General features: G+C 37.4%; 13 protein-coding genes and 1 tRNA gene. 7 read left to right on the plus strand and 7 right to left on the minus strand.

Translation table 11 applies throughout. The features are described 5' to 3' along the window. The first annotated feature begins 20 nt into the window (after window positions 1-20). Entirely contained in the window at window positions 21-1520 is a 1500-nt protein-coding gene (locus DCO56_RS07215) for a Gfo/Idh/MocA family protein (protein WP_108633696.1), read from the plus strand. A 7-nt stretch (window positions 1521-1527) separates the two neighbouring features. After that, window positions 1528-2505 (plus strand): Gfo/Idh/MocA family protein, encoded by a 978-nt coding sequence (locus tag DCO56_RS07220; RefSeq protein WP_108633697.1) that lies wholly within the window; start codon window positions 1528-1530, stop codon window positions 2503-2505. 94 nt (window positions 2506-2599) lie between these two features. Here the strand turns inward: DCO56_RS07220 and DCO56_RS07225 are convergent, their stop codons facing one another. Together DCO56_RS07225 and DCO56_RS07230 are read right to left on the minus strand one after the other, a co-directional pair. Next, the gene (locus DCO56_RS07225; RefSeq protein ID WP_181390489.1) at window positions 2600-3310 is read right to left on the minus strand and encodes an alpha/beta hydrolase; all 711 of its coding nucleotides are present in this window, start codon (window positions 3308-3310) and stop codon (window positions 2600-2602) included. A gap of 231 nt (window positions 3311-3541) precedes the next feature. Then, a complete protein-coding gene (locus DCO56_RS07230; RefSeq protein ID WP_108633092.1) occupies window positions 3542-4606 on the minus strand; it encodes an NADH:flavin oxidoreductase in 1065 nt (354 codons plus the stop codon). Window positions 4607-4717: 111 nt separating this feature from the next. Between DCO56_RS07230 and DCO56_RS07235 the strand changes: the two genes are divergently transcribed. Further along, a complete protein-coding gene (locus DCO56_RS07235) occupies window positions 4718-5053 on the plus strand; it encodes a winged helix-turn-helix transcriptional regulator (protein WP_219929340.1) in 336 nt (111 codons plus the stop codon). 44 nt (window positions 5054-5097) lie between these two features. On the opposite strand, the gene DCO56_RS07240 is transcribed toward DCO56_RS07235, so the two are convergent. The 4 genes from DCO56_RS07240 to DCO56_RS07255 all read right to left on the minus strand — a co-directional run bounded on the left by DCO56_RS07240 (window position 5098) and on the right by DCO56_RS07255 (window position 7731). Next, window positions 5098-5841 (minus strand): hypothetical protein, encoded by a 744-nt coding sequence (locus DCO56_RS07240; protein WP_146190993.1) that lies wholly within the window; start codon window positions 5839-5841, stop codon window positions 5098-5100. Between the two features lie 14 nt (window positions 5842-5855). After that, a complete protein-coding gene (locus DCO56_RS07245; protein ID WP_108633094.1) occupies window positions 5856-6386 on the minus strand; it encodes an NADPH-dependent FMN reductase in 531 nt (176 codons plus the stop codon). A gap of 254 nt (window positions 6387-6640) precedes the next feature. Beyond that, the gene (locus tag DCO56_RS07250) at window positions 6641-7174 is read right to left on the minus strand and encodes a GNAT family N-acetyltransferase (RefSeq protein ID WP_108633095.1); all 534 of its coding nucleotides are present in this window, start codon (window positions 7172-7174) and stop codon (window positions 6641-6643) included. Window positions 7175-7335: 161 nt separating this feature from the next. Then, complete coding sequence (locus DCO56_RS07255; protein ID WP_108633096.1) at window positions 7336-7731, minus strand: NUDIX hydrolase; 396 nt, start codon at window positions 7729-7731, stop codon at window positions 7336-7338. Window positions 7732-7834: 103 nt separating this feature from the next. On the opposite strand from DCO56_RS07255, the gene DCO56_RS07260 reads away from it, so the two are divergent. From DCO56_RS07260 to DCO56_RS07270, 3 genes are all read left to right on the plus strand, one after another. After that, window positions 7835-9538, plus strand: coding sequence for an N-6 DNA methylase family protein (locus DCO56_RS07260; RefSeq protein ID WP_181390490.1), 1704 nt, complete (start codon window positions 7835-7837; stop codon window positions 9536-9538). A 94-nt stretch (window positions 9539-9632) separates the two neighbouring features. Then, window positions 9633-9706, plus strand: a tRNA-Ile gene (locus tag DCO56_RS07265). A 590-nt stretch (window positions 9707-10296) separates the two neighbouring features. Further along, the gene (locus DCO56_RS07270; RefSeq protein ID WP_108633098.1) at window positions 10297-10593 is read left to right on the plus strand and encodes a hypothetical protein; all 297 of its coding nucleotides are present in this window, start codon (window positions 10297-10299) and stop codon (window positions 10591-10593) included. A gap of 316 nt (window positions 10594-10909) precedes the next feature. Here DCO56_RS07270 and DCO56_RS07275 read toward each other — a convergent pair whose 3' ends face one another. After that, a complete protein-coding gene (locus DCO56_RS07275) occupies window positions 10910-11305 on the minus strand; it encodes a hypothetical protein (RefSeq protein WP_108633099.1) in 396 nt (131 codons plus the stop codon). 537 nt (window positions 11306-11842) lie between these two features. Between DCO56_RS07275 and DCO56_RS07280 the strand changes: the two genes are divergently transcribed. Then, window positions 11843-12814 (plus strand): hypothetical protein, encoded by a 972-nt coding sequence (locus tag DCO56_RS07280; protein ID WP_146190995.1) that lies wholly within the window; start codon window positions 11843-11845, stop codon window positions 12812-12814. Window positions 12815-12955 lie beyond the last annotated feature (141 nt).

Here is a 12955-nt window from a genome sequence, read left to right on the forward strand (position 1 = left end):
CAAAAAAACAGCACTATAAAATGGAAAATTCGAGAAGAGATTTTATAAAAAGTACAGCCTTATTGACTGGTTTTACTATTGTGTCAAATACCGTTCTAGGAAAAAAGTTTGGGCATACTGCTCCGAGCGATAAATTGAATATAGCAGGTATTGGTGTCGGAGGAATGGGCCGCAGAAACTTGTCAAACATGAAAACAGAGCATATTGTCGCGCTCTGTGATGTAGACTGGAAGTATGCTCAAAAAACTTTTGACGATCACCCGAAAGCAAAAAGATTCAAAGACTGGCGACTGATGTTTGACCAGATGGGAAAGGAAATTGATGCAGTTATGGTTGCGACACCGGATCATTCACATGCAGGAGTTACAGCCCACGCCATTACATTGGGGAAACATTGTTATACGCAAAAACCACTTACACATTCGGTGTATGAATCACGTTTATTAACCAAACTTGCCAAACAATATGGGGTTGCCACACAGATGGGAAATCAGGGAAACTCTTTTGACTGGTGCAGAGAGATTGCTGAATGGATTCAGTCCGATAGTATTGGGGAGGTATACGAAGTGCATTGTTGGACAGATCGCCCGATCTGGCCGCAAGGTCTGATGAAACCAAAGCAGACCATGGCTATTCCTGATACCCTGGATTGGGATCTGTTTATTGGAAGTGCTGAAAAAAGGCCCTATAACAGTGTTTATACACCGTGGAATTGGCGCGGTTGGTGGGATTTTGGTACCGGAGCATTAGGAGATATGGCTTGCCATATTATGGATCCTGTCTATTGGGCGTTGGGTCTAAAATATCCGGTAAAAGTAAACGGTAGTTCGACACTGAGTAATTTATATTCGCCACCTCATGCTGAAATGGTAAAATATACTTTTCCAGCTAGAGCAAAAATGGGCAAGGTCAACATGCCTGCGGTAGATGTTTATTGGTATGATGGTGGATTGCGCCCTGAACGTCCGGAGGAACTCAAAGATGGCGTGATGATGGGCGATGAAAATGGAGGGATCATATTTGTGGGTAAAAAAGGAAAGATTATGACAGGCTGTTATGGAATGAATCCCACACTTTTGCCTGTAGAAAATATGGCTCATTTTCAAAAACCGAAACCCTGGATCCCTCGTATCCCGGGCGGTAATGGAGATATATGGAGTACCAATGCACATGAACAGGATTGGATCAGAGCAGCAAAGGAATCAAAAGGCAATCGAAAAGAGGCAAGTTCAAATTTCTCTTTCTCGGGACCTTTTAATGAAATGGTCGTTATGGGTGTATTGGCAGTTCGTCTACAGGGACTGAATAGGGATCTGCTTTGGGACGGCGAAAATATGAAGTTTACCAATATAAGCGCCAATGATGAACTTCGGGTGGTATCGGTCGATGAGTTTGAGGTCGTCGACGGCGATCCTCGCTTTATCCGTGATTATGTGAAGCTAAATGCAAAGGAAAGCGCTGAAGAATGGATCAAACACAGTTACCGAAATGGTTTTACGCTACCAGCAATGCCAAAATAAAATGATCATGAATAATAGAAGAAAATTCCTCTCACAAATGGTCCTTTTGGGGGGAGGTCTCGTTTGGGCAAATCAGTTGCCCGCTAAAACAAAAAAAGATAAGAAAAAAAGAATCGGTGTCATCGGATTAGATACTGTTCATAGTCAGATGTTCACCAAAGATATCAATGAAGGTGTGCTTTCCGATAGGGGATATCGAGTTGTGGCGGCCTATCCTGATGGTAGTAAAGATATTCCATCCGCTCTGAAAATGAAACCCGACATTATTAAAGCCATGGTGGATATGGGGGTAAAGATCGTGGATTCCATTGATCAATTATTGGTGGAAGTGGATTATGTACTCCTGGAATCGAATGATGGTAGGGTGCATTTGGAACAAGCCAAAAAAGTTATAGCGGCTGGGAAGCCTTGCTTCATCGATAAGCCCATGGCCCAGAATCTGAAAGACGTTGAAGCAATTTTTGCCTATGCAAAAAGTAAGCAGGTACCTGTGTTCTCAAGCTCATCTTTACGTTATGATTCCAACGTGCTAAAGGTAAAAGACGGTTCAATCGGACGCGTAATGGGGGCAGAGATTTATACTTATGCCGAGATTGAACCTCATCATCTGGATCTGGCCTGGTATATGATTCATGGGGTAGAAATGCTTTATGCAGTAATGGGCAAGGGCTGTGAGAAAGTAATTCGGATTTTTCACCCCGATCAGGAGTTAGCCGTTGGGTATTGGAAAGACGGGCGTATCGGCTCTGTGCGTGGGATAAGGAAAGGCGCAAACGCTATCGCGGGGACAGCTTTTGGCGAAGATGGCATTGCTGCGTTGGGACCTTTTGCTGGTTACGGTCCCTTAGTAAAAGAAATACTTGACTTTTTTGATACAGGGAGAGCGCCGGTGCATGTGGAGGAGACATTAGAGATATTCCGATTTATGGAGGCTGCACAACGTAGTAAGAAGTCAAATCAGTACGAACGCCTCTACAATATATAGTTTTTAATATGTCCTGCTACATGCGATAGCAGGACATGTTTTTTAGACATAAATGAAAGGATAAGAAAGATTTTGGAACATCAATGGCATTCTATTACTTTTTTTTAAACTTGTTTTCTCTAGTTAAAGGATTGCTTTTATTGAGGAAAGAGCTTTCGGGGATACACAGGCCGATTATCAGTTTTTCAATTTCTTTTGCGTGAGTGATTGTCATAAAATGACCAGCTCCTTGAATGAGGAAAGTAGGGGTGATATTTCTGATCGGAATTATCCGGTCTTTACTGCCATGGATATGGATTAAGTTGTCGGGGATAGTCTTGTTTTTCCAATTTATGATCTGATTGATTGCCCAAGCCAGAAATTCAGCATCTGTATCTCTTAATATTTGTTTAAGCATCATTTTATCCTCTTTTAAATGGATGCCAAATAAATAATTTGATAACACAGTGTGTAATTTTAGCAATGAGTTAGGGATACATTTATGAAGATTGATCAAACCAATAACTTTATAAAGTTTAGGAAGTTCGTTGTCGGCTTTGGTTGAAGCGAGCAATATGACCTGTTTTACATCAATAATTTTAGCAATTTCCATGGCAACCATTCCGCCAAAAGATAATCCTATAATTATAGGATGTTCGGTCGTAATTTTAGCGCATAATCGTCGTGCATAGCTAGAAATTGATTCTGTTGAACTTGGAGAGATCCATTCCAGATAGGTAACTTTTAGACCCTTAAAATTTATTTTGTTGAATACCCTTCGGTCTACACCTAATCCACTAAGTATATAAATATGGGTATCGGACATGATGATCGGTTTAAAAGCATTTTCACTGCAATTTATTAATAATGTGCTGATATCCAAAGTCAAAAAAATATTAAACTAAGGAATTTTATATGATTTCTTAAAAAAAAAGCAAGATACCCAAAGACGAGTGGATATCTTGTTTTATCCATAAAAATGAATATTCGTCTTTTATGGATTTTTAGCATATGACTGTTAATATAAATTTTTAGCGCACTTAGATCATTGATCTATTTAAGACAAAGTTGCTAAGCTTCTGGCCTCAAAGATAGACAAGTCTCCGAATTGTTCTGCTTGAACTTTCTTTACCCAATTCGGATCTTGCAAAATTGCCCGACCCACAGCAACCAAATCAAAGTCCCCTCTTTCATATCGACGTACCAATTCATCCAGTGAAGCTGGGGATGACTTAAATTCTGAATTTGTAAATACTTCACCAAAATCTTTGTCAAGTCCTACCGAACCTACCGTTATTGTCGGTTGACCAGAGACCTTTTTCAGCCATCCGGCAAAATTTAAATCACTGCCCTCGAATTCTGGTTCCCAATAACGTCGTTGACTTCCATGGAAAATATCTACACCGGCATCAACTAATGGCAAGATCCAATCTTCCATCATCTTTGGGGTAGGGGCTAATCTTGCCGCATAATCCTGCTGTTTCCATTGTGATAGTCTTATGATAATTACAAAGTCAGGTCCAACGGCTTTTCGCATTGCCTTCACTACTTCGACGGCAAATCTGGAACGCTCCTTTATCGTTTCACCACCGAATTCATCTGATCTGTGGTTCATTCCCTCCCAAAAGAATTGATCAATCAAGTAACCATGTGCAGCATGTATTTCGAAGGCATCGAAACCTAGCTCTTTTGCAGCTTTTGCAGCATCGGCATACGCTTGGATAGTATTTTCTATATCCACTAAAGTCATTGTGTCGGGACTTTCAAAAGCCGCCGGTGGAGTCCACTGCATTGGCGTATACCCTACATGCCATAGTTGAGAAGCTATTTTACCTCCTTTTGCGTGGACAGCCTCGACAATGTTTTTCCAGCCCTTCAATGCCTGGTCTCCATAGAAATTTGGAATGTCCTTTAAGTTTTTTGATGCGGGCCGCTCGATGACGGTTCCCTCGGTTAGAATCAAACCAACGTCTCCGGCTGCCCGCCGTTCATAGTAACCTGTAACGACATCTCCAGGGATTCCGTCAACAGAAAATGCTCGTGTCATGGGGGCCATGACGAAACGGTTTTTTAATACAAGATTTTTGTATTGGAATGAACTAAAAAGTGTTTGTATGCTCATTTTTTTATATCATTTACGAATTTCTTCACAAATATATTTTAAATAGTGTATTTTTGTAACTATTGATAGTGTAAAGTAGTTACCTTTGTGTAACTATCAAATGTTTTGACGATGAAAAGAACTGATTTTAAGAATTGTTCATGCGCGATGCAACGCTCTATGGGAATTTTGGGAACAAGATGGAAGCCCATTATTATATACACGCTAAGAGATCGGAAAGCCCGATTTGGACAACTCGATGCATTGATCGAAAATATTTCAAGAAAAGTACTGACATCCTCGTTAAAAGAATTGGAGGAAGATGGCATTCTTTTGAGAGAAGAATTTAAAGAGTTGCCTCCTCGGGTAGAATATTCGCTGACTCAAAAAGGGAAGGCACTTATTCCAATTATGTGTCAGTTAGCGAAATGGAATGAGGAACATTATGCAGAAGGAATCTCCATTTGATAGCAAATCAATTTGATTTCTCATCAAATCGCTTTGTTTGGCCATCAACATCCTTTAGCGTAATACCAGAGATTTGAATCACCATCATCATCGATAATTTTTATCCAACCTTGGATGATGCGTTCAATATTGTCCTTGTCATCAAGGTCAGTTTCACAAGGATGTTCTCTATATTTTGTCACCTTGACTTTACACCATTGTCCCTTTATTTGATTGGATAGTTTGATTTCGAATAGATCTCCTCGAATGGCTTCAATAATATCGCTTGAGGTATTAGGTTCTTTTCTGATTCGAAGTCCCGGGACTTTCGCATAATAACCAAGTACTTTTTCATTTTCTTCCAATAGAAAATTAATCCATGGCCTCGCTGAAAAGTACATATTGTTTAGTTCTTTAACCGAAATCCAATAATTTCCCATTTCTGTTAGAACACAAATGAAACCGTCCCGCTTTTCATAATATGGAATAGCGTAAACTTCATTGCCAATTAATTTGAAATTATCTGTCGTAAGTTTCTTTTTGTCATCGGCTGTTGCCAAAAAAATGAAATATGGTGATTGATTGTCGTCTTCCCTGATCTCCATCTTTAATTTTCCGATTACTTTTCCATTTGGCATATCGTATAGTTTAAATCCGTTTTTTGGGGATAGAATGCAACAATATTTGCTCGTATAGCGTAAAGTGTCTACGGTAGGAAGAAGAAGACCAGCCTCCTTGGTTTGTGCACTTAGAAAAAATGGTGCTATAGATAAGGCAAGGAGATAAATCCTATGGAGCAATCTTAACATATAATAGAATTTTGTTATACGAGTTGTTTCTTAAAGTTTTCTATTTTTAGGTTAAGTGCCGTTAAAAGTTCTGGGTTAATGACACCATTGTTCAGATCAAAATTCTCATAGAATTTTGGCAGGGAAAAGGTTTCTTTGATGATAGCACCAAATTGTGGAAAGAATTTTTGTGCCTCGGCCATCACATTTCCGCCGCCATAACCGCCTGGAGAGGTGGTCATTAATAACATTGGTTTGTCTTGAAACACCTTGACATTTATTCGGGAAGCCCAGTCGAAAACATTCTTAAAAGCAACGCTATAGGAGCGGTTGTTTTCCGCCAATGAACAGATAATAATATCGCTTTTGGTAATATTATCCAGAAAATGATGTGCTTCTTCCGGAAAACCATTTTTTTCCAAATCGACAGAAAAAACAGGCATATTATAATCATTTAGATCAATCAGGTTGATTTCATGGTTACCAAAACTTTTTAGAACAAACTTGACCAATTGTTTATTGATCGAAGTGGAGGAATTGCTTCCGGCAAAGGCAAATATTTTCATGATATATTTTTGTATAGTTGTCTATAGTCTAAATTTACCGAATTTTTAAATAAGATAATTCGTTATTTCATTATTCGCTCATACGTATTAGACAATACAACGAAAGGTCGATATCTCCTTTTTAAAAAAGGAGTAGCGTCATAGGTCATATTTTATCCTCTTGGATAGCTTATTCTACAGTGGGAATGAAGCAAAATTATGATTATTGCTGATAGCGTATTGAAATTAGAATGTTGTTTTCTGGCACGTTAGTATTATCTATTTTCTTTAAAAATTGAATACATTGGGATATCATAATATTTGCCATCTTTCTTTAGGTGCTGTTTTAATACGGCCTCTTTTTTCATTCCTATCTTGCCTAGAACTTTTCCAGAGGCTGGGTTATGAGGGAAATAAGTCGCAAATATTTTATTGAAATTCAGTTGGTTGAAACCGTAGTCAATCACAGCTTTCGCAGCTTCAGTGACATAGCCTTTATTCCAGTTTGGAATGCCTATCCAATAACCTAATTCGGCTTTATCCGAGCCTTCATCGTGAAGTCCTATGGCACCGAGCAATTTTCCTTTTTTTTCTCGAATTGCAAAGGTGATTCCTTTACGGTTTTGAAAGCTTTCGGTTGATAGTTTCAGCCAAAACTCAGCATCTTCCTTCCGATACGGGTATGGAATATTCGACGTATAATCGGAAAATACTTTTTCCTGAAGATATAATACAATCTGTGGAATATCTTCCACTGTTATTTTGTCGAGAATAAGTCTTTCAGTTTCTAATCTTGGAAAGTCGTTCATCCTTTTGGTATTATAAAATGGTTGTAAATAATAGAGTAAGAAGATTTTATGTTTGAAAAAAAAATAAATGTCATTTTCTGGTTACTTAAAACATTACAAACTAAATAAAAGAACAATAAAGTCGTGTTTTAGTTTAGCCATGCTAATGGTTCTCCATTAATTCAAGTTTTTTGCCAGCTGCTCATCAATCCTTTGCCTAACTTCAACACGTTCTCGTTCTTATCAGCAAAACTGATCCATTCAAAGCGCTCTATTTCGTTGGAAGCTGTCAAAATACCGGCAAATTCGGCAAAGTAACAGGACATCTGTACAATAACATTCTTTCCGCGCCCATCAGCCGCAGCTTCAAAAGTGCCAAAAAATCTGACAGAATGCTCGATAATATCTACATTTAACTCCTCACGGATTTCTCTCCTTAGACATATTATATCAGTTTCACCATGTTCTCTTTTTCCGCCGGGGAAATAAAGTTTGTCTTTACCTTTTGACTGTGTACTTAAGATTTTCTTATTAGAAATGTGAATTAATGCGACCTTATCAATGATATTATTGTCCATTTGTATTATTTAATTATTGAAGATAACAAAAATCATCCGAAAGAATTTTCTCAGATTAAAGATGGGGCGAGTAAAGTGTAATTTGATAACTTTGAGCATATTTATGAATACTATAAAAGACGGTCTAAATATCAAGAAAAATGGAGCAACATTTACCCCTGTATTGCTTGCTGAATTTTTGGCGGAAAAAATACTAAAATACAATAATAAAGATTCGGTCAGTGTGTTAGATCCTTCTTGTGGGGATGGAGCCTTATTACTTAGCATTGGAAAGGAATTGGTCTCGAAAAAAATAACCTTTGAGTTGAGGGGTGTTGATATCAATTATAATTACTTGGGTAAGGCAGAGAAAAGGCTTGAAAGTCATTTTGGCGAATCGAGATACCAGGTTCAGTATGCTGACTTTCTGGAAAGTATTTCCTTTGATGATACCCGTTTTGGAACGTCTAATGGTATTTCCATGGATATGAATCAATGTGCTGATATTATTATTGCCAATCCGCCTTACGTAAGAACGCAGTTATTAGGCGCGGACTATGCTCAGCAGATATCCAAAAAGTATGGACTTAAAGGGAAAGTGGATTTGTACTTTCCATTTATTAAGGCAATGACATTTGCTTTAAAAGAGGGGGGGATTTTGGGTGTTATTACATCAAACAAATATTTGAATACAAAAAGTGGAGAAAGCATCCGGGAGTTTCTGAGGGAGAATTATGAGATATTGGAAATCATAGATCTGGGCGATACAAAATTATTCGATGCTGCAGTATTGCCGGCTATATTCATAGGAAGAAAAACACGTACCGATAACACGGAAAGTTGCCAGTTCTTTAAAATTTATCAAGACTTTAATAGAAAAACGAAGCCAGGAGGTAAAAAAATGTCAATTTATGAGGCATTGAAAAATAACTATGTTGGCAATTTTAAACACAATGAGAATTCCTATCTATGTACATCTGGTACTGTAAAATTTGATTCATCCAATAAAAGCAACTGGATTTTGCTCGATTTGAGGGAAGAGGAATTTGTGCGCAAAATCGAGGCGGCTTGTTTTTCCAGAGTAAGAGATCATTTTAAAGTAAAAATAGGCGTCAAAACAACAGCCGATAAGGTGTTTATTCGTAAAGATTGGGGTGCTTATGATATCATTGAGCCAGAGGCAGAATTAATGTATGATTTGATATCACAAGAGAACATTAAAGCGTGGGGGGCACCTAAAACAGATTTAAGAATACTATATCCTCATTTTGATAACAAGGGTAAACGTAATCGAATAAATCTAGAGGATTATCCTAGGACAAAAGAATATTTGCTCAGTAATTTCGAAGTACTAAATAACAGGCACTATGTTTTAAAATCTGGGCGCGGCTGGTATGAAATCTGGGTTCCCCAGAACCCGGCTCTCTGGAAACTCCCCAAAGTTGTATTTCCGGATATTAGTATTGAGCCCCGATTTTGTTTTGACTCCAGTGGTAAATTGGTGAACGGAAACTGCTATTGGATGGCGGCGACAAACGAGAAAGATCTTGATATTCTTTTATTCATTCAGGGCGTCTGTAACTCTAGATTAATGAATTATTATCATTCACTGATGTATAACAATAAACTCTATGCTGGAAGAAAACGTTATTTTTCTCAATATATTGAAAACTATCCTCTTCCTAGATTCTCCAGTGCAAACTTTCAGGCTGTAGTTGCCCTTGTTAAACAACTGAATAATAGTGAAACCTTAGATAAATGCGATCTGGAAAATAAACTGAACAAATTTATTAATGAGGCATATGGACTTTGTAGGGATTTCTTTTAACGAAGACCAGTGTCTACTCCAAAAGTTATTTTTTTTGGAATTTTTATCTTGATCTTATATATTTGCAGACCTTTCAAAATAGAAGTGGAAAATTGCGCCTATAGCTCAGTTGGTTAGAGTAGAAGACTCATAATCTTTTGGTCCCTGGTTCGAGCCCAGGTGGGCGCACTTCTTTTCTACGATCAATGAATTCAATATATTTTGGTTTCTCTACTTTCTTATTTTTCGCGCGGTATCATAGAAATATTGGTTTCTTTTCATTTGGCGCTTTGTCAACAACAATAAAATCAATGGTATCCCTTTTCGTTTGTAGGCTAAAAGCTGTTACTTCATTGTTGACTACTTATTTTTGTTGAGCAGAACATAGATAATGGATAAATATAAATAATATTAAAATTTTAAATTTCATCTTTTGTGTAATAGATTAGCCGAACTCCCTCATGTCCGGTCTTTAAATATAGATATTTTTCAAGAATTGATCTATATGTACAGGATCTATAGGGTCTGAACCTAAATTGAAGTCTGAGCATAATACTATGATTTAAATTAACTAACTTAGCTATTATCTTTGGCTGCGAGGCTCGGAACATTCCCTAGCGAACTAGAAAAATGAACCGGCTTTGAGCCACTCGCCCCCGGCTTTCGGGGGCTTGTTTTTAATTTTTTAGCGCATCGGGATGTGTAAATTGGAAAACAGGCGGTAGAAGCCAATTGTCACTGTATGATGTGTTGGAAAAGCTGGTGATAAACAACAAGTAATGATAAAATTCTTAAAAACAAAAGGTACTCTTTTCTTAATCCTTGGGATATTGGGGTTTATCGGTGTTGCCGTCGCGGTTACAATATTGGGTACTGGACACTCTGCTCCCGATAAATTAATGGCGATATACATTGGGATATTCGGATTAATTCCAATCCTGCTGTTGCTTATTATCGATCGTATCTGCGTCTGGAAATTTGGGCCGGTTAAAGTAAATAAAATAGAAGTTTATGTGTTAACTGCATTCATTTTACTTTTCGTCTTAAACTGGATCCGTCTACAATTGCAGATCTAAGATAGTTTATTGTGGATGGGATACGCTGTTTGATCTGCGATAATTGGCCTATTTGACAAACGGACACGGCTTCGGACAATATTAGCACAGTGCATATGATATTGGGTAGTCAGATGCATTGTTCACTTACGACATATTAAATCCCTTGCTGATTATGTTGCATAATCTTTTCATATTGACAGGAATTATTATCTGGAATGCTTTGAATACAATATCCCGTTTATTTTCTGTTCGAGAGATTGAACGTAAACGGGATATAAATGTTAAAGGTACTTGTAAGGCTAGTCCATTGTGGGGTAATATTATCCTGGATAAATTACATGTTTACTTTATAGCGAATATTGATCGCCAATTGTCCCACGAAAGCTGCTGTTCTACTCGTGTTGTTTAGTTCCGCCATTGTTTCGGCACCATTGATCACGATGTCCTTTAAATCGGGCTGATCGTCCTTAGAAGTTGTCTCTTTGAAAAATTGAACGGCCTGTCCGAGCTCATAGCTATTTGCAATAGCTTGACTTAAGGTATCCTGTAGATCGTCAGGCATGGTCATCAATTGAAATTTTTGGCTAGTAGTCAGTGCGAAATTTGCTTCCATCCAAGATAGAAAATTTCGACGAATAGCATTTGTTTCAATTGCTAATAAACTTGCTGGCAATGCCAAGATTCGAAATTGTACTTTGGCTACGCCATGGTTGTTGAATTGTTGTTTCATTATTTGAATTCATTATATTACAATATCTCAAAATTTTATTATAAATTATCTTTTTTTTACTTAAAAATATGATAACACGACAATGAAATGTAGGTTATTGATTAGTTAAACCTCCATAAAGCAACGAATATTGATCTAAAATAGCAATTATTAACGGTTTGTCCTTCAGTCTTGGCTTGGAAGAATGTTATGATTTTGTTAATTACTTTGTAAATATTATCGTTTGTGTGTCTTGCTGTTTTATAATTTCGATATTATTTATTATATTGGTATACTTTTGTAAGTAATTTATTTAATTTTGTTGTCCTAACCAGATTATTTCGGAGAAACGTCATGAAATCTATCGTTTATTTTTTTTGCTCGCTGATGCTGTCTATTGTTTTTAATCTGAAAACAATATCGTTTCAAGGTTTTTTGGAACGATCAGATCAGTTTAAATATTGGATTTTGGTTGTCATAATGATCTGTGTTTTTTGGATTGGGGCAACAATGGTATCACTTGTGCTTAATCTGCCAACATATTGGAGTGTACCTTATATGCGTGAACGAATAGGGGAGCCTGCAAAAAACATTCCCGGTCTTGATATTATCCTGCATTTTATCGCTTTTTTTTCGCTCCTTTTAGTGTCTGTTTTTCCATTTTTATTATTGTATGTCGCGATTATCTTCGTTTATAGCCAGTCTTCGGTTGAACGTTCGGTTCTTTTTGAGCTTCATATGCAAATCTATGGAATACGCTATGCTACTATTTTTGTATCATACAGCCTGATGGTGTATATGTGTGAAAATTGGTCACTACTCTATCATTCCATTGGCCAACGGCAGAATTTGGCTGTTTTCTATAACAGACCACTTATGCAGGTTGTAAGCAATGTGAGTTCAGAGAAAGAATTAGCTGTTTCTGGGCAAATGGTAACACAGAGAAGACCTTTGATAAAAAAAAGACCGACTTTTGAACAATTTGAACAAACTGCACCGATCGTTTCGTTAAATGAATCCTGGAAAATAAAAGAAAATAGCTTAAAGAAGAAACAGCAATTCTATGGAATGGACATCGACAACATCGACGTCTATCTATTGGCTGACCTACTGGCTAAAAGGGGAGAGCTTGTCCAACAGATCAACCTGCAACAGCTGCGATTTGTTGATCTTGTTGCAGTCTACACTACAGCAGAGACCAAATGCATTATCTTGCGTAACGGAACGATATTGGACTGTCCGACAATTTTCGATCAGCTAAAAAAGGCTGGCATGGAAAACTGGCTTGTCAAAATATCAAAAAATTATGCAATAAATATGTTCTTTGTGCAATATCCGATCAAGCGTGTGGCAGATGACCTGAAGCTGCAACCCTTTATTGAGAAGATGTTGCTGCAAAATATTCGACAGGAGCAGCTTAATGAAATACTGCGGACTGGAAAAGGGCTTAGGGGGCATCAAGTAAAACTTTTCTTAAACAATCAAGAGAATTACTCCCGTATTGGCTGGGATACGCCTATTAACATCTAGATAACATCGAACCTCATTAATATAAGAACTTTTATTTATAGGTTTTGGTTATTCTGTTATGCCTGCTGGTATAACGGTTTTTTATTTTAAGAAAATTATCTATTTTTGTCTCAATAGATCATTAATGTTATATCTTTTTAA

This window comes from Sphingobacterium athyrii (assembly GCF_003071065.1).
Lineage (GTDB): Bacteria > Bacteroidota > Bacteroidia > Sphingobacteriales > Sphingobacteriaceae > Sphingobacterium > Sphingobacterium athyrii.

Bases quoted from the DNA above. Each gene is read 5' to 3' on its own strand.
- DCO56_RS07230 (WP_108633092.1), bottom strand. From the start codon at position 4,606: ATGAGCATACAAACACTTTTTAGTTCATTCCAATACAAAAATCTTGTA.
- DCO56_RS07240 (WP_146190993.1), bottom strand. From the start codon at position 5,841: ATGTTAAGATTGCTCCATAGGATTTATCTCCTTGCCTTATCTATAGCA.
- DCO56_RS07260 (WP_181390490.1), top strand. From the start codon at position 7,835: ATGAATACTATAAAAGACGGTCTAAATATCAAGAAAAATGGAGCAACA.
- DCO56_RS07255 (WP_108633096.1), bottom strand. From the start codon at position 7,731: ATGGACAATAATATCATTGATAAGGTCGCATTAATTCACATTTCTAAT.
- DCO56_RS07225 (WP_181390489.1), bottom strand. From the start codon at position 3,310: ATGTCCGATACCCATATTTATATACTTAGTGGATTAGGTGTAGACCGA.
- DCO56_RS07250 (WP_108633095.1), bottom strand. From the start codon at position 7,174: ATGAACGACTTTCCAAGATTAGAAACTGAAAGACTTATTCTCGACAAA.
- DCO56_RS07270 (WP_108633098.1), top strand. From the start codon at position 10,297: ATGATAAAATTCTTAAAAACAAAAGGTACTCTTTTCTTAATCCTTGGG.
- DCO56_RS07275 (WP_108633099.1), bottom strand. From the start codon at position 11,305: ATGAAACAACAATTCAACAACCATGGCGTAGCCAAAGTACAATTTCGA.
- DCO56_RS07215 (WP_108633696.1), top strand. From the start codon at position 21: ATGGAAAATTCGAGAAGAGATTTTATAAAAAGTACAGCCTTATTGACT.
- DCO56_RS07235 (WP_219929340.1), top strand. From the start codon at position 4,718: ATGAAAAGAACTGATTTTAAGAATTGTTCATGCGCGATGCAACGCTCT.
- DCO56_RS07280 (WP_146190995.1), top strand. From the start codon at position 11,843: ATGCGTGAACGAATAGGGGAGCCTGCAAAAAACATTCCCGGTCTTGAT.
- DCO56_RS07245 (WP_108633094.1), bottom strand. From the start codon at position 6,386: ATGAAAATATTTGCCTTTGCCGGAAGCAATTCCTCCACTTCGATCAAT.
- DCO56_RS07220 (WP_108633697.1), top strand. From the start codon at position 1,528: ATGAATAATAGAAGAAAATTCCTCTCACAAATGGTCCTTTTGGGGGGA.